Origin of the sequence: Nocardioides sp. zg-1228 (assembly GCF_017086465.1) — a bacterium.
GTDB lineage: Bacteria > Actinomycetota > Actinomycetes > Propionibacteriales > Nocardioidaceae > Nocardioides.
This window is the reverse complement of the sequence record NZ_CP070961.1, coordinates 2068977-2084481: the sequence shown is the minus strand read 5'-3', so window position 1 is coordinate 2084481 and position 15505 is coordinate 2068977. Positions and strand designations below refer to the sequence as shown.

The 15505-nt window shown below is 69.8% G+C and carries 16 protein-coding genes; 8 read left to right on the top strand and 8 right to left on the bottom strand.

Going from position 1 to position 15505, the window contains the following annotated elements; genetic code table 11:
- Positions 1-124 precede the first annotated feature (124 nt).
- The 6 genes from JX575_RS09965 to JX575_RS09940 form a co-directional block, all read right to left on the bottom strand.
- On the bottom strand, positions 125-2008 hold the full coding sequence (locus JX575_RS09965; protein WP_186342256.1) for a hypothetical protein: 1884 nt from the start codon (positions 2006-2008) through the stop codon (positions 125-127).
- A gap of 52 nt (positions 2009-2060) precedes the next feature.
- Positions 2061-2414, bottom strand: a complete 354-nt coding sequence (locus JX575_RS09960; protein WP_186342255.1) for a hypothetical protein — start codon at positions 2412-2414, stop codon at positions 2061-2063.
- Positions 2411-3043: a hypothetical protein gene (locus JX575_RS09955; protein WP_186342254.1), complete on the bottom strand. Its 633-nt coding sequence runs from the start codon at positions 3041-3043 to the stop codon at positions 2411-2413. The genes JX575_RS09960 and JX575_RS09955 overlap by 4 nt, the downstream gene beginning before the upstream one ends.
- A 5-nt stretch (positions 3044-3048) precedes the next feature.
- Positions 3049-3372 (bottom strand): hypothetical protein, encoded by a 324-nt coding sequence (locus JX575_RS09950; protein WP_186342253.1) that lies wholly within the window; start codon positions 3370-3372, stop codon positions 3049-3051.
- Positions 3373-4204: 832 nt separating this feature from the next.
- Positions 4205-4372, bottom strand: coding sequence for a hypothetical protein (locus JX575_RS09945; RefSeq protein WP_186342252.1), 168 nt, complete (start codon positions 4370-4372; stop codon positions 4205-4207).
- Positions 4373-4384: 12 nt separating this feature from the next.
- Complete coding sequence (locus JX575_RS09940; protein ID WP_186342251.1) at positions 4385-4606, bottom strand: helix-turn-helix domain-containing protein; 222 nt, start codon at positions 4604-4606, stop codon at positions 4385-4387.
- Between the two features lie 94 nt (positions 4607-4700).
- Here JX575_RS09940 and JX575_RS09935 point away from each other — a divergent pair, with 94 nt between their 5' ends.
- Both JX575_RS09935 and JX575_RS09930 read left to right on the top strand, forming a co-directional pair.
- Positions 4701-5147 (top strand): hypothetical protein, encoded by a 447-nt coding sequence (locus tag JX575_RS09935; protein WP_186342250.1) that lies wholly within the window; start codon positions 4701-4703, stop codon positions 5145-5147.
- Positions 5144-6259, top strand: a complete 1116-nt coding sequence (locus JX575_RS09930; protein WP_186342249.1) for a site-specific integrase — start codon at positions 5144-5146, stop codon at positions 6257-6259. The genes JX575_RS09935 and JX575_RS09930 overlap by 4 nt, the downstream gene beginning before the upstream one ends.
- A 715-nt stretch (positions 6260-6974) precedes the next feature.
- On the opposite strand, the gene JX575_RS09925 is transcribed toward JX575_RS09930, so the two are convergent.
- Positions 6975-8015, bottom strand: coding sequence for an NYN domain-containing protein (locus JX575_RS09925; RefSeq protein ID WP_186342248.1), 1041 nt, complete (start codon positions 8013-8015; stop codon positions 6975-6977).
- Positions 8016-8418: 403 nt separating this feature from the next.
- Here JX575_RS09925 and JX575_RS09920 point away from each other — a divergent pair, with 403 nt between their 5' ends.
- From JX575_RS09920 to JX575_RS09900, 4 genes are all read left to right on the top strand, one after another.
- Positions 8419-9531, top strand: coding sequence for a histidine kinase (locus tag JX575_RS09920; RefSeq protein ID WP_206054357.1), 1113 nt, complete (start codon positions 8419-8421; stop codon positions 9529-9531).
- The gene (locus JX575_RS09915) at positions 9528-10181 is read left to right on the top strand and encodes a response regulator transcription factor (protein ID WP_186342246.1); all 654 of its coding nucleotides are present in this window, start codon (positions 9528-9530) and stop codon (positions 10179-10181) included. Before JX575_RS09920 ends, JX575_RS09915 begins: the two co-directional genes overlap by 4 nt.
- Before the next feature lie 164 nt (positions 10182-10345).
- Positions 10346-10711, top strand: coding sequence for a hypothetical protein (locus JX575_RS09910; protein WP_186342245.1), 366 nt, complete (start codon positions 10346-10348; stop codon positions 10709-10711).
- 348 nt (positions 10712-11059) lie between these two features.
- Positions 11060-11359, top strand: coding sequence for a transposase (locus JX575_RS09900; RefSeq protein WP_186342244.1), 300 nt, complete (start codon positions 11060-11062; stop codon positions 11357-11359).
- 797 nt (positions 11360-12156) lie between these two features.
- Here JX575_RS09900 and JX575_RS09895 read toward each other — a convergent pair.
- On the bottom strand, positions 12157-12744 hold the full coding sequence (locus tag JX575_RS09895; protein WP_186342243.1) for a hypothetical protein: 588 nt from the start codon (positions 12742-12744) through the stop codon (positions 12157-12159).
- Between the two features lie 795 nt (positions 12745-13539).
- Here JX575_RS09895 and JX575_RS09890 point away from each other — a divergent pair.
- Positions 13540-13806, top strand: a complete 267-nt coding sequence (locus tag JX575_RS09890) for a hypothetical protein (protein WP_186342242.1) — start codon at positions 13540-13542, stop codon at positions 13804-13806.
- Between the two features lie 195 nt (positions 13807-14001).
- A complete protein-coding gene (locus tag JX575_RS09885) occupies positions 14002-15480 on the top strand; it encodes a phospholipase D-like domain-containing protein (protein WP_186342241.1) in 1479 nt (492 codons plus the stop codon).
- The last annotated feature ends 25 nt before the right edge of the window (positions 15481-15505 follow it).

Here is a 15505-nt window from a genome sequence, read left to right as displayed (position 1 = left end):
CGGGCGCAGTCGCCGCCTACGCGGCCAGCAGCCCGGCTGGACCGGGCGTGGCTATCACGGCGTCCGCCGCTGCGGCGGTGGCGCTCCACCAGGTTCTGGAGTGACCCCGGGGCCGTGATGGGTGTCAGTAGATGAAGAACGGCAGCGTGCCGGTAGCGCTCACCTGTGCGGCGACGGCCCACGACGCGGCTCGGAGGAGGTCACTGCGACCCGACTTCGTAGACAGGTTCAGCCCTCCGGTGGCGGCCTCGACTACCCGCGCCGTGTCGATCTGCCCGGCGAGTTCCGGGCCGCCGTCGTGGACCAGGCGACCGCTGGCGACCAGTTCGCGGACGAGCGGCAGGGCGGTGCGGGTGGTGGTCGTGGACGCCAGCTCCACCGACGCCACCACGTCTGCCGGTATGTCGGGGTCGCCGTCGAGCGACGCGCCGACCAGCAGCCGAGCGCCGGGCCGCTGTGCTGCGATCTGACGGGCTGCGGTGAACGCGTCGGCCCGTGAGCCGTACGTCCGTCCCCACACCGCCACGCGCTCACGTCGGGCGCTGTGGTGGGCCGTGTGCGGGGTGCTGGTGGCGACCGCGACCGCAGCACCGCGCCCGTAGTGGTCCTCCACCGCGATCACGGCGGACGTGGCCGGGCCGCCGACCGTGTAGTCGACCAGGGCGGGCCACGCGTCGGCCTGCAACAGCGGTTCGTCGCGCCCCGCGCCGGCCCCGGCAGCGACGGCCGGCCACCGGTTCAACCACTGGCACGCGAACGACGTACGCGGGTCCACACCCGCCGGCGTCCGGGCGTCCCCACCTGCCAGCGCGGCAGTGTGAGCGGCAGCGATCAGCCGTTCGCGTCGCGGCGACCAGTGCGGTGATGCGGCCCGCCACGCCGTCCGGTCGGCGAGGTCCGCGCCCGCCGGTGCCGACCACTCCAGCAACAGCAGCTCGCCCGGCTCGTCCAGCTCGGCCAGACCCAGCGCCCGACGTTTCGGCAGCAGCCCGGTCGTCTGCTTGTGGGCGGTGGAGGTCAGCAGCAGTTGCGGGCTCACCCGTTCCGCCAGCGTCGGCCCCAACGCGTCGTCGGCCACCGACTCCGGAAGCGACCACGCCTCGTCCAGCAGACCCAGGCTCACCGTGTAGGAGTACGTCGACCCCGATCCTCGGATCGCCCACCGGGACCCCGTCGCCGGGTCCTCGATCTGCTGCTGCCCGTTTGCCCGACGCACCAACCACCCCTGCGCGTCCGCCCATGCCAGCGCGGGACGGTGGACCTCTTGTGCCGCTGCGACGTCCTTGCTGACCAGTAGCGCCAACTGCGGTTCGCCCCACCGCTCGGACTGGTCGAGACGCCATAACGCCAGTTCGCCCAACAACACGCTCTTGCCCACCTGCCGCGACGTCGACAGCACCGCCCACAACCACACCAGGTGCCCGGCGGCGTCGTGTTCGAGGAGCCGGGCCGCCGCGAGGCGTTGCCACCATCGCAACGGGCGCCCCGACCTCGCCCTCGACCATGCGGCGAACTCCTCGCCGTACGAATCGACCGCGCTCGGGTGCGGTCGGGTCATGAAGCGCGGCCATGAGGCGTCGGCGGGGACTGCGAGCAGACCGGGGCCGATCCAGGGCACCTGCCAGCACTCGTGTTCGGGACCGGGGGACGCCACCGGGTCGTGCGCGTCCTGTGACCGCTGGGGAGAGAGAGGCGCGAGTGATGAGTTCGGACTGACATCGGGGCCGACAAAAAAACCGGCCGCCCCTGTCGCTCCCTGTTCGGCGACGATGCGCGCCGCCGCGTGTTTGATCGCTTCGCGGGTCTCGACTCCTGCCGACCTGTTGCAGCGCTGGTGTGCGGGGCGTGCGGTGTCGGGTCCGCCTCCGAGGGCAGCGGGGGTCAGGTGGTCGAGGTCCCACGCGTCGTCGGGGTGCACGGGCTGGCCGCACCGGGCGCAGGGCACGGGCAGCAGCTGCGCCCACTGTCGGCGGCGTTGGTTCCATGCGTGGCCGTAGGTGGGTGCCACCGCTGGCCTCCCTGGTGGTGTGGGTGGGTGGTGGGTGCTGGTAGGTGTGGGCCTACGGCGTGCGGTTGCGGCGCCACTGCCCGACGATCAGGCCCAGGTCTGCCGGGGTGGGTGGCGGTCCGGGCGGTGGGCGCTTGGCTTCACGTCGTGTGATGGCGTCGGACTGACGTTGGCGGGCGGCAGCAGCGGCCTCAGCTTCACGCTGACGGACAGCGGCTGCGGCCTGCGCATCCTGTTCGGCGAACCGTGCGCGGGCCTCGCGTAGCCGCCTCTCCGCGGCGGCGATCTTGTCGGCGGTTGACGTCCAAGGCGGCAGGTTCCGGCGGGGTGCCGCGGGCGCCGGCGGTGAGACCACGTAGAGGACGTGGCCCCGCAGGGGCGGGTTGCTGTAGAGGGGGTCGCTCATGACGTGCCACCCATCCGGCGGGCGATGATGGCGGCGGCGACGTCCCCGGCGCGGCGGCCATCGTCTAGGACCCGGTCGGCTTCCCGGGTGGCGACGGCGACGCGGGCGGCGTCGTATAGCAAGGGTTGGCAGGTGTAGCAGGTGTGGACGGCGACCCGGAGGTGGCGCGGTACTGCGTCGCTGTTCGGCAGGTGGAGGGGCCGGACGTTGGGCGCCTTGGCTCCGCACATGTCGCACACCAGCCACGCGGCCTTGACTGCGGCTTGTCGGTCGGCGGCCTGCTTGGCGCGTATGGCCAGGTCGACCCGCTTCGTGTGAAGCCACGTCGGGTAGTAGTCGGCGCCCTGCTTGTGGACCAGGCCGTTCACGGTGTACGGCTCCTCCACCACGGTGGGCGCCCGGCGGTCGTCTCCGGGGTCGATCACCCGGGTCCGTTCGGCAGTCAGTTCCTCCACGACGTCCACGCCGTTCTGGAGGTACGCCTCCGTGTCGATGCGACTGGGGTTCGCTTCGGCGTAGTAGGGCCGGAGGTCGGCGGGCACCTCCCACGGGCCGTCGTCGGCCCACGTGTCGCCGTTGCCGTAGTCCTCCGGCGGGGGACTGTCCGAGTAGGTCCTGATGTCACTCATGGTCGTCACTCCTGTCGCGATCGGTGTGCGTAGCGGGGGAAGCGGATACCCGCCGGGAAGAAGGGGGCTGCGCCGTTCATGTCGCTGATCGCATCGGCGGCCACCCTGTGAAGTACCTCAGAAAGTTCGAGGGCGCGCTGGGGCCATAACGAGATGAGCCGGTCCCCCAACTGCACTGTGACCGAGACCTCTACCCAGTCGTTCGGCTCGAAGTCGCAGCGGCTCGAAAGCCGTACCTCTTCGACGTGTTCTGGGGTTCGTGTCTCGACCTCTTGGGCTGGAGGGGGCGGTGGGATCGGCCCAGACTTCTCGGCGTCGGTTTCAGTCATGGTGCGGTCTCCTTCGTGGTGGGTGTTCGCGGTAGGGCGAGGTTTGGTCATGGCCGCCTCTGTTGCAGACCTTCGTGAGCTCGGTAGGTGGGGCATGGTGGGCGAGGTCATGGGCTTCCTGTCCTGTCCTCAGCGGTCCTCGGGCGGGCGGCCGACCGGTCGAATTTGTCCAGGGGCGCGTCCAGAGCGGGTTCGACGCCCACCGGCTCGCGGTCACGCGGACGGAAGTCGTGGCCTGCGTCATCGGCGGTTCGTGGTGCGCGTTCACAATCGCGTCGCGACTTGCCACACTCGGTACACGCGGCGTCGGCGCGGCGGCCGGAACCGGCCGCGCCGTCGGGGTTCCTGTCCCTGTTGGGGACGGGACGGGACGGGACGGGGAGCCGTTACCAACAGCGTTACCAGACGGGTTACGTAGCGCGTTACGCCTGTGCAGAAGGGCGGGGCACTTCGTGGGGTCACAGGCGGTGTGGTCCCCGTCTTCGTGGCGTCGTCGGCGGTCTCGAAACCGCTTCTGCCGTTCGGCGTTCCGGGCGCGTGCCTCCAGGACTTCCTCGGCCCCCAGCTGGTCGGACCAGTCGACCTGCCAGGCCGGTGCCCCTGAGATGGGCTCCCACAGGCCCACGGCCGTCAGTTCGGCCACCGCGGCGTCGGGAGAGTCGGCGTCTGTGATTCGGCTCAGGGCGCCGTACGGGAGTCGGCCGTCCGTCAGTTGCTGGTTGCACCACACCAGCGCTTCAACGTGCAGTAGGCGGGCCGAACGGGAGCATTCCAGTAGGCGGGGGTCCATGTTGAACGTGTCGGACAAGCGGGACCAGGTCATGGGTGAACCTCACACGTCCACGGCGGCAGGGCGGGCGCGCTCGAACGCGCCGGTGCGACGGCGCCAGTAGGCGGCGGTCGCTTCGGCGACGGCGTCCTGGACCATCCGGCGGCTGAACTGCCGCAGGTAGTCGGGCGGGAGGGTGGCGACGCGCCAGTCCGACCGAACGGTGGTCATGGTCGGCCGCCGTCAGGACGTCGTCTCGACCCGCAGGCCGTCGATGTACGCGATCAGGTCCGCGGCGGCCACTCTGCGCAGTCTCCCGACGGTGACGCTGGGAATCTGCGGACCGGTGCCGTCGTCGTTCGGGCGGATGAGTTGGTAGACGCGTGCCCGACTGATCCCCAGCTGTTGGGCGACCTGTTCGACCGTCAGCAGGGCGGGCAGCCCGCCCAGGGTGCGTGTGGCCATGGGGTTGGCCTCCTCTCGGAAGGGGTAGTCCACATGATCGCGTAGTCGTGCAGAACTGTGCAACTAGATCAGCGGAACTGGTACCGTCGTGGACGTGGCTAGACGAAAGAACCCCCTGACGGTCGAGTCGTCGCAGTTCCTCACGACCGGCGCACACGTCGAAGCGCTATATGAAGTGGACCCCGGCGGCGGGCTGCGGCTGGTCCGGTTGACCTTCACCGGCACTGACCTCGGCGGAGCCGACGTACGGGCCTTCCCGTTCTCGGAGTCTCTGGTCAACGCAGAGATGGGTGCAAGCGTCCTGCTTCCGACCGACGTGCCGCCCTTCTACGAAATCGGTCGTCCCGACGGGACGGACGACTGGTACCAACAGTTCGCCAAGGTCTTCACCTTCGCGAAGCGACACGGTCAGGCCCGTGCGCCCGCCACCTTTCTGGCCGAGCGCAACGGCGTGCCCGTCACGACGATCCACCGGTGGACCCGCGAGGCACGTCGCCGCGGGTTCCTGCCCCCCGACCCACGAGGAAAGAGAACGCAATGAGGATCACCGAAGGCAGCGTCTACCAGCAGTCCGGCGACGGCCGGTGGGTGGCGACCTACCACGTCGATGGCCGCCGCCAGGTCGTCAAGGCGAAGACCAGGGCGGCAGCCCGCGCCGCTCGACGGGACAAGATCGCCCGCGTCATGGCGGGAGGTCCGGCGTCGGACTCGCGGGCCACGGTCGCGTCGTACGCGCAGCAGTGGATCGAAACGTCCCTGCCCGCATCCGGCCGTCGTGCCAGCACCCAGGCCCTCTACCGGTCGCTGTTGACCAAACACGTCGTCCCGCGACTGGGGGAGTACCAGCTGGGGAAGGTCACCGGCGCGGACGTGGAGGCGGTGCTGGTCGCGTTGGAGGCGACGCTAGGGCCGTCCACCCGGCGGTCGGTGTACGCGGCCATGCGGGCCATGTTCGACACGGCGGTGCGGGACCGGCTTCTGGCGGTCAACCCGGTGGTTGCGGTCCGGCGTCCCCGTCTTCCGGCCCGGGAGGCGCCCCATTTGGAACAGGAGCAACTGCACACACTGCTAGCGCTCGCCCAGCACGACCCGCTGGCCGCGTTGTGGACGTTGCTCGCCGGGACCGGAATGCGGCGCGGGGAAGCGCTCGCACTGCGGTGGTCCGACGTTGACCTAGACGCCGCGGTGGTGCGGGTCCGTCGCACGTTGGGCCGGGTGGACGGAGTCGGACTGGTGGAGAACGAACCGAAGACGGCACAGTCTCGGCGCACTCTGTCCCTGAGTCGGCCCGTGGTGACACGCCTTCGCACCCACAAGGCCGCACAGGCGGTCCAGCGGCTGGCGGCTGGCGCCGCATGGCAGGACGACGACCGGGTGTTTACAACGGAGGTGGGGACGCCGCTGGACCCACGCAACGTGGGGCGCCGGTTCAAATCGTTGGCGGTGCGGGCCGGGTGCCCGGAGGCCACGCCGCACACTCTGCGGCACACCGTGGCGACCACCCTGTTGAGCCAGGGTCACGACTTGGCGGCGGTATCGGAGTTGCTGGGGCATTCCTCCAAGGTCATCACGTTGGAGGTCTACAGCCACGTCACTGCGGCCAGCCGTCAGGGTCTGGCCGATGCACTGGGGGACAGTCTCGGACTGGGGTGAGCCACGGGCGCCGCGCCGGTAGGAGTTGGTAGCAGTTTTGGTAGCAGTCCGGTCGCAAGACGGCCCCTAGACGGGGTTGGACGCCATTCGCCGCCGCTGGACTCAAAACACCGTCTGGCCTGCGGAAACGCAACCACGGGACTGTCCACCGACAGACGTGGCTGGACCCCCTGCGCGAATCTGGGGGTCAAGGGGTCGCAGGTTCAAATCCTGTCAGCCCGACCGAGAAGTAGCCCCTGACCAGCGGAAACGCTGATCAGGGGCTACTTGCGTTTCGAGCCAAATCGCCTCGTGCCACGTTTATGTCCCGAAAACTCTGTCGCATGACCGGCTTTGCCTCGGTCTGGGGAGCCCTGCGGACGTTCGTTCCTGGAGTGGTCATCGGGCGTAGTCCGCAGACTCACTCGCTCGGCGGGGTCGTCGTCTTCCGGCCGGCGAAGCTCTGCAGAAGGTGCGTCACGTCGGGCGCTGACCGGTCCCTTTCGATGTAGTACTCCTTGGTGATCACGGAGGAGGAGTGTCCTAGGACGCGGGCCGCGGTGTCGGGAGAGTGCGGCGACCTGATCGATCGTCCACAGCTCTCCGGCACCGCCGCCAGCCTGGCGAGGAACAGTTCTGGTGCGCGCGTGTGCCGCTCGCCGAGCGGGAGTGGCCCTATTTCCGCTGTCGTAGGTTCCCCATAGCGACGGCGTCGCACACGTCCCGCCAGGTCGAGTCACCTGATGCGGCCTTGTCGATCAGGAAGATCATCGCAAGTCCGTCCGTCCGTGCGCTCGCAGTGCTGGCACGGCCCCCGACGACGCAGCCAGTAGCAGTACGTGGCCACCCCCAACCCGACCGCCCAGAACAGCCAGATCAGGCTGGGGGCCCAGGTGCTCCAGTTCTCGGCTGAGAACCCGTCGTTGACCCGGGGGTTGAGGAACATGACCGACGCTGCGGGAATTGTCACCGTGACGGTGGCTGCCGGGATGACCGCCAGCATTACCGGGACTCTTCTGCGGGCGAGTCGCGGCACCCAGCTCGGGAACCGCTCTCCCCACGCGGCGATCAGTCCGTGCGTGAGCATCGCCCCTCCCGTCGAGACCAGCCCGAGCACCAGCCCGATGGCGAGCAGGCCGGGGGTCGCCGCGAGGCTGTCGTACAACGGGTCGGACAGGCCTAGCGGCCAGCCGAGGAACCAGGCGAGCCGGGTGATGTCGTACGGGACCGTCGACAGCACTGCCACCCAGACCCCTGCCCTGCCCCAGCGCAGTAACCGTTCGGTCGTGGGCTCTGGCCGGAGCCCACCGCGCCCGCAACGACTGCACGCCCCCTGGGTACGGCGGTAGTGGCCGAGCGTCGCTCCCGCCCACAGCAACCCTCCGACGAAGATCAGCAGCACGTTCACTCGGTGCCAATACAGGATGTCGCCGATGCCGTCCTGCGCGCCGGGGACTCCGGTGAAGGCGAACACCAGCATCGCCGGCCACATCACCAGCGTGGTGAGTGGCGTGTAGTCCGACATTACGCCGGCGAACAGCACGGCAGCGCCGGCGCCGTACCCGGTTGCGGCGCGACGCAGTGCCGGGCCGACGTGCTCTTGGAGCATGACGAAGCCGCTGGCGACGCCGACCACGCCGAGCACCAGGAACAGGGGGCCCATGACGTGCGGCGGCGCCCCCTCGAAGAGCGAGGCGCTCGAGCGGTCTTCGTGGACGGTCGCGAATGGGTACCACTGCCAGCCGGCCCACCACACTGCCCCGAATGTCGCGAACACCGCCGACCAGACGATGGCACCCCACGCGGTCCACCGAGGCCACTGGCGCCAGAGTCGACGAAAGGCCGCCGACCCGGACGTGGACGGCCGGGACGACTCGGACGCGTGGACCCTCGATGACGCGCCGTCTGTGTCGACGGAGGCGTCAACCGGCTCGAAGCAGGCATGGGTATCAGTCATGCACCCCACAGCACCACCGCGGCGCGGGAGCCGATTCCCCCGCGCGGGGGACAGCGCTCCCTCGCGTCGGGATTTCCGGGCTGGGGTCGGTCGGTCGGCGATCCGCCGCACGCACTCCCCCGTGCGAGGGAGCCGGTCGGGGGCAAGAACCTGAGACGATGGCCCGGTGAGCAGCCTGCGCCGAGCGGCGACCGCCGTGCTGGGACCGGGCGCCCTGCTCGGAGTGGCGTTCGTCATGCTCGGCGCGGCCCTGGCCCTGGCGTTCACGATGCTCGCGGCCCTTCTCGCCGCCGCGGTGGGCCAGGCCACTGCACTTGCGCAGCCGCTCGTCGTGACCATCGGCGTGCTGATCGGTTCGCTCCTGGTGCTGGCGGTGGGGGCCCTGCCCGCCGTACGACGGATCGAGGGCACCGCATCCGAGTCGATGCTCGCGGTGTCCTTCTTCGGCGGGCTCCCGCAGGCGTCCACCCAGTGGCACGACCGCTGGCGGAGCGTGGGCTGGCTGTGGGCGCACGTCCTGGCGGGAGCGGCCCTGGTCCTTTGGACGGGGCCGGTCCCGTTCCTGGCTTTCCAACAGAGCCCATGGTTGGTGCTCCCCTCAGTCCTTGCCGTTCCGGCGCTCGGGGCGTTGTTGGCGGCTGGGCTGCGCCGGCTGGCTCCTCTGCTGCTCGGACCGTCGCTCCGCGAGCGGGTGGACCGGTTGGAGCGGGAGGCGACGGAGCTGGGCGAGCGACACCGGATCGCCCGCGAGATCCACGACAGCGTCGGTCACGCGCTGAGCCTGGTGACCGTGCAGGCCGCTGCGGCAGCCCGGGTGCAGCACTCCGATCCCGGCTTCGTCGCCGAGGCGCTGGCGGCGATCGAGAGCGCCGCCCGACAGGCGGCGGGCGAGCTGGACCACGTGCTGGGGCTGCTGCGGGTGGAGGAGACGACGCGACGACCGACCCCGGACCTCGCTGACCTCGTCGACCTGGTCGCTGCCGCCCGCCGCGCTGGCCTGGACGTGACCATGGAGGACCGGTCTGGCGACGCTGACGACGCCGTACCCCCGGTCGTCTCCCGGGAGCTCTACCGGGTGGCTCAGGAGGCCTTGTCCAACGTCCTGCGCCACGGTTCCGGACCGTGTCGGGTCCGCCTCGATCGGACTGGGGGTGCTCTCACTCTCGAGGTCACGAACACGTCCGCGCCCCCTCCCCGACGGATGGGGGACCGGCGCGGTCATGGCCTCCGAGGAATCCGGGAACGGGTCACGGCGATCGGCGGCCACGCGACCGCTGGCCCGACAGACGACGGCTGGCGCTTGCGCGTGGTGCTGCCCATCAGGACCGCACGATGACGCGGGTGCTGCTCGTTGACGACGAGCCCCTGGTGCGTCGCGGCATTACTGTCACGCTCTCGACGGAGGACGACCTCGACGTCGTGGGCGAGGCGGAGGACGGCGCCGAGGCGGTGTCCCAGGTCGGCCGGCTGCGCCCCGACGTCGTGCTGATGGACATCCGGATGCCCCGGGTCGACGGCATCACCGCCACCCGAACCATCACTGCAGGCAACCGGCCACCCGCAGTGATCGTGCTGACGACGTTCGAGAATGACGACCACGTCTACGACGCCCTGCTGGCGGGCGCCCGCGGCTACCTGCTCAAGCGCGCCCCTGCTAACGACGTCGTCGCGGCCGTACGCCTGGCCGTCCAACCGGACACCCTTCTGTTCCCCGCCAAGCTCCGCGAGCTGGTGCGGCAACGGTCGCGGCAACCGAGCGCGAGCGGTCCCGACCTGGCTCGCTTGTCGGCACGGGAGGAGGAGGTGCTGCGGGCGATGGCTCGAGGCCTGTCCAACCCGGAGATCGCCGCGACGCTCCACCTCGGCGTGGAGACGGTGAAGACGCACGTGGCGGCCGTGCTGGCGAAACTAGGAGTCCGTGACCGGACGCAGGCGGTTATTCGCGCCTACGAGTCGGGCTTCGTCGTGCCTGACGATCTTTGCTGAAAACCAGCTGAGACCGCGCGGGCTGGCGGACCGGCAGGTCCACCGCCGCACGGCCGGACCAGCGCGCAGATCGCTTGCGTGCGGGTCGCCCGTCCCGGCCGCGAGAGAGGTGTGCCCCACTCCACCGCGCGAGGCCGCTTGGGACGGCGACACCCAGGAGAAACGTGCGCACCGAGCCAGCAGGTCTAAATCCTGTCAGCCCGACGACCAGCACAGGGCTGGGGGTTGCCCTGGGCATCGCAGCACTCGGCAGCATCGGCGCCGCCTTCTTCAGCTCGGAGCGCGCCGGTGATCAGTACGCCGACGCCGGTGTCAGCGCCCCGCCGGAGACACTGGCCGCAGCCGTCGATATGGGACGCGACCTGCCGGCCGGGGCCGGCAGCGAGCTCGTCGCGACTGCCACGTCGGCCTTCATGGACGGGTTCGGAGCCGCGGCGTGGGTGAGTGCAGTCGTCATGGCCGCCGTCGCAGCGATGGCCGCTGTCAGTCTTCGCAAGGTCGAGTCCCCTATCGCAGCCCAGTCGGACTGACTGAGTGTGTCCCGATCGTCTGGACGAGTGGTGTCGTCACCGTGCGGGCCATGCCGTACCCAAGTGAGCTGACCGATGAGCAGTGGGACCTGCTAGCGCCTGTCTTCAACGCGCCGGGCAAGCGCGGTCGCAGGCACGCCCATGACCTTCGGGCGTGGTGGACGCGATGCTGTACATCGCCCAGACCGGTTGCCAGTGGCGGTACCTTCCGGAGTCGTTCGGGCCGTGGACCCATGTCTGGTCGCAGTTCCGCCGCTGGTTCCGGGACGGCACCTGGGCGCAGGCCCTGACGTTGCTGCACGCAGCCGCGCGTGCCAACAGAACGGAAGGGCAGAGCAGGCGCCCTCAATGGTCGTCATCGACACCCACCTCGCACGCGGAGCATCGAACGGCGGGTTCACGTTCCACAACCGAGGCGGCCCCTACGGCCGCACCAAGGGCGCGAAGCGTGTCGTGGCCGTTGACGTCACCGGTCTTCCGGTGGCCGCAATGGTGGTTCCCGCCTCCACCCACGAGAACCGGGCCAGCGAGTTGATGTTGGAGCACCTGACCCAGCAGGGCGTGGCCGGTCGACTCGAGCTCGTGTTGGTAGACCGAGGAGTCACCGGCTCGCCCAACGCGAGGCCAGCATCACCGCGCGATCCGTAGCCCTGTTCCGTGCCTCCGCCCTCCTGGAGGGACTGTGCACGTGACCCCGTGTAGGCGGGCCAAGCAGGGGCCGGTGGCTTCAAGCGTTGCTGCAGCAAGTGATTGTGCGACGTCGCCTCAAGCCTGACGACGGGGATTGAACCGTGGCGCGTTCATGTACCGAAAACGGCAGCGCAAACCGCCAAAGCCGAGCGGAGCGGATCAAGGGCGCCAGTCCATCCCCGAACGTGGAGTTCGAGTTTCCGCAGGTCAGAGGCACCATGTGTCATTCGAGAGCAAACCCCACGACGGGGGCGTGCGCACACGCTGCGGGCCAAGGGGTCGCAGGTTCAAATCCTGTCACCCCGACCGAGAGAAACAGGGCTCTGATCTGCAAAGACCGCAGGTCAGAGCCCTGTTTGCGTCCGCAATGGCCTTGGCCGTTTGACCACCTGGACCCCACGTTCAGGGTCATTTCAGGGCCAAGCTCGGCGTTCTGGGTTCCGCACGATCACACGTGGCCCGCAGTCAAGTGGGGCCGCGCAATCGCGCTGGTTTCCGCAGGTCGGCGCCGGCGGCATGCGGATGGCCCCGCCTTGGGGTCCAGTCGTCTCGTAGCCCTTCCAACAGGTGTGGCGGAAAAGGAGGCAGGGCCCCGGCGCCATGTCGTGGCACCGGGGCCCTGCTGGGTGAGAGGAGAACTCCCCCGCGAATCTCCTCTCAGGCGGTGGGCGCGGCCCGCCGGTCCGTCCAGGAAGGAGGTTGTCTCGCCCGAGCCTTCGGAGAGATTCCCCGACGGCCGGTCGTGATGGCCGGTGTCAGTTGTTGATGGTCCCGGCGTCCACGGTGATGCTGGTGTTGGGGACGCACAGCGCCCAGACGGTCAGCGTGCTGGTCTGCTGCCCGTTGCCGAGGACGATCCAGCCGTCGAGGCGACCCGGACGCGGGGTGCCGGTGTCCCAGTTCATGCGACCGGGGAACGACGAGTTCACCACGAAGCCGTCGTCCTGCGTGTCCACGGTGCCGCCCTGCACGCCGCCCGCGATGGCCGTGTAGGTCTGGGAGACCGTCGGGTCGTCGTCACACGCCACGGTGGCCGATCCGCCACCGCCGTTGATGTAGGTCAGCGTGCGGTACTTCGCACCGACGAGCGCGTTGCCGGGGTCGCCCTTGGCACCGTCCTTGCCGTCCGCGCCCTTGGGGCCGACCGGACCGACCGGGCCGGGGACCCCCTTGGTGGAGGCGGTGAACTTCTCGACCGCGCCGGGGGCGATGTCCTTCACCTTGACCGAGCCGTCACGGATGTCCTTGCTGCCGATGAGGTCACCGGCGACTGCGCCGCCCGTGCCACCGATGACGAGCGCTCCCGCGAGGATGAGGCCGGTGATGATGTTGCGCTTCTGCAATGTCTTGCCCTTCAGGTGTTGGGTGTTCCGTGTTGCGATTCGTGGGGGAACGGCTCAGTCGCCGTTCCGGTCCCAAAGAGGGTTCCCTGGGTGTTGGCGCGCCACGTTGGGTTGCTGGCAACCGTGGTGACGTTCTGGGGTCTCTCCGGTGCAACGAGCCCGGACCGTGATGGTTACGCTGTGCGGGGGCTCAAGCCGGGCCCCCGCACGAGCGCACTGTCCGAAACGAGCGCGACCCCAGTCCTGGGGGAGCTGGGGCTTGTCTCCACTTTCGACGAAGAGGGTCGAACGTGCTTCGTTGATAGGTCGGGCGGATGAGTTCCCCTCGATGTCGTCGGCGATCTTGCGGAGTGCCTGCAGCACCGCCTCGTGCAGGTTCGCCCCGGCGACATGCGCACCTCGCGCACGTCCGGGTGGGGAGAGGGGGAGCCGGCACGCGCTGTCCCCGCTGCCGCACCTGGGTTGGCGTCGCTGGGTGGCACTCGGTCTCCTCACCGCGTTCGCGGCTGCCTGCTGCTACGGCCTCGGATCGGTGCTGCAGGCGATGGCTGCTCGCGGCACCACCGCAGGCGAAGGCCTCGACCCGCGACTCCTGGGGCGGCTGCTGCGGTCCTGGCGCTACCTCCTGGGCGTGGGGCTGGACGGCCTGGGGTTCTTACTGGCACCGCCGCGACGCCGAGGACGACCGCGGCCACGAGCACGCCCCACTCCTGGCCCGCATCGGCGGCGCGCGGCGCCACGGCGCTGGGGTCGGTGGCCGGCCTGGCGTACGGCGCCACGGCGGTGGCGTCACGGATGCTGCCTGGCGACCTGTCCCCGGCCCACGTCCTCGACGCGGTGCCGGCGCTCGTGCGGAGTCCGTCGACCTATGCGCTCGTCGTCGCCGGCGTCGTGGGGCTGATGCTGGTCGGCGACCAGCCGCGCGCGGGATGGGGCTGGGTCGCCTTCGTCGGCTTCACGCTCTCGGTGCTGGGCGCGATCAGCCGCGCGCGGGATGGCGAGGTCGAGGTGCCCGAGGGGGCGCCGTCGGCGGCCGGAGCGGGGGGCCCGGCCGCCGGGTAGCCGGCCCGCGCCGGATCGGATGCGATCCGTGCGCAACTTTCCGTGGCCCGGCGCCGTCTCCTCTTGTCGGACGGACCGGGTCTGCGAACCGCTGGGCCCGGTCGACGTGCCCCGGCCGTGCTCGCGCAGCGATGTGTGGGACGGGGCCTGAGCGTGACGACGCCACCCGACGGTGGCGGTCAGGAAGGCGTGTACGTGTCGAGGTTGTTGGTCCTGCTCACCCTGGCCCTGGTGCTGGGCACCCCGGAGGCCGTCGTGCCTACGGCCGCGGCCGCTCCCGGGGGCAGCCCGGGGTCCACGGCGGAACGGGCGGCGGCTGCCCAGACCGACCCGGCCGACCAGGCCGCCCGGGCGAAGCGCAAGAGGTGGAAGGCGCCGCAGGGTCCGTTCTTCAACGACCCGCACCTCAAGAAGGGGCACTACCGGATCGAACGCCGGGTGATCGACACGATCAACCACGCGCCCAAGGGGTCGACGATCAGGATCGCGGTGTACTCGTTCGACCGGATGCCGGTCGCGAGGGCGCTGATCGCCGCCCACCGTCGGGGCGTGAAGGTGCAGATGCTCCTCAACGACCACCAGTACACGAGGGCGATGCTGGCCATCCGGCGCGAGATCGGCGCCAAGCGCAGCAACAGCAGCTTCATCTACCGCTGCAAGGCCGGGTGCCGGAGCAAGAGGAACGAGTACAACAACCTGCACACCAAGTTCTACACGTTCTCCCGCGCCGGTCGCTCCACGGACGTGCTCGCCGTCGGCTCGGCCAACATGACCCAGAACGCCAACATCCACCAGTGGAACGACCTCTACTTCACCTCCGGCGACCATGAGCTGTTCCGGCAGTTCGTGCGGCTGTTCAACGACATGAAGAAGGATTACGACACCCGCCAGCCCCCGCAGTTCTTCTGCGGGACGCCCCGGCTCGGCGTGTGCGACGACTCGGTCGACAAGCACACCGCGTGGATCATGCCCAAGCCGTCGGGGGCCAAGAACGACCTGATCCTCGACACGCTGGGCAAGGTGCAGTGCCTGACCCCGGACGCGGCCGGCGGTCAGAAGCGCACCCGGCTGGCGCTGTCGATGCACACGATGCGCGGCAGGCGGGGCGACTACCTCGCCGCGGCCATCCGGCAGAAGTACATCGAGGGCTGCCAGGTGCGGGTCAGCTACGGGCTCATCGGCTACCACACCAAGCGCGTCATCGGCGCGCCCACGCCGCGGGGGCGGATCCCGCTCCGCTCGACCGGGCTCGACTTCAACCCCGACGACAACTACGACCTCAACAAGGACGGCAAGGACGACCTGATCCTGAGCTACTACAGCCACCAGAAGTACCTCGTCGTCCAGGGCACCTACAACGGCGTGCCCGACTCCCACCTGGTGCTCACCGGGTCGTCCAACTGGGCCAGCCTGAGCCCCGGCAACGACGAGCTCCTCTTCACCATCCAAGGCAAGCGGGTGGCGCGGAAGTACCTCAAGAACTTCGACTACCAGTGGAAGAACAAGCGCAACTCCCGCAACGCCTACACCACGACCTACCTCAACTTCCGCGTCTCGACCAAGGTGCGCAACCCCGACGGCACGTGGCGCACGGTGTGGCGGACCGAGCGGCGGCCGGTCACCACGATCGAGCCGGATCCCTACCGCCCGGGTCCCTACTGGGAGGCCGACTGAGCCCGAGGTCCGGGCCAGGGGAAAA

What these genes read in the sequence shown, in the direction of transcription:
- JX575_RS09900 (WP_186342244.1), top strand. Translation starts at nt 11,060, where the DNA reads ATGGTCGTCATCGACACCCACCTCGCACGCGGAGCATCGAACGGCGGG.
- JX575_RS09930 (WP_186342249.1), top strand. Translation starts at nt 5,144, where the DNA reads ATGAGGATCACCGAAGGCAGCGTCTACCAGCAGTCCGGCGACGGCCGG.
- JX575_RS09940 (WP_186342251.1), bottom strand. Translation starts at nt 4,606, where the DNA reads ATGGCCACACGCACCCTGGGCGGGCTGCCCGCCCTGCTGACGGTCGAA.
- JX575_RS09945 (WP_186342252.1), bottom strand. Translation starts at nt 4,372, where the DNA reads ATGACCACCGTTCGGTCGGACTGGCGCGTCGCCACCCTCCCGCCCGAC.
- JX575_RS09915 (WP_186342246.1), top strand. Translation starts at nt 9,528, where the DNA reads ATGACGCGGGTGCTGCTCGTTGACGACGAGCCCCTGGTGCGTCGCGGC.
- JX575_RS09950 (WP_186342253.1), bottom strand. Translation starts at nt 3,372, where the DNA reads ATGACTGAAACCGACGCCGAGAAGTCTGGGCCGATCCCACCGCCCCCT.
- JX575_RS09955 (WP_186342254.1), bottom strand. Translation starts at nt 3,043, where the DNA reads ATGAGTGACATCAGGACCTACTCGGACAGTCCCCCGCCGGAGGACTAC.
- JX575_RS09890 (WP_186342242.1), top strand. Translation starts at nt 13,540, where the DNA reads ATGCTGCCTGGCGACCTGTCCCCGGCCCACGTCCTCGACGCGGTGCCG.
- JX575_RS09960 (WP_186342255.1), bottom strand. Translation starts at nt 2,414, where the DNA reads ATGAGCGACCCCCTCTACAGCAACCCGCCCCTGCGGGGCCACGTCCTC.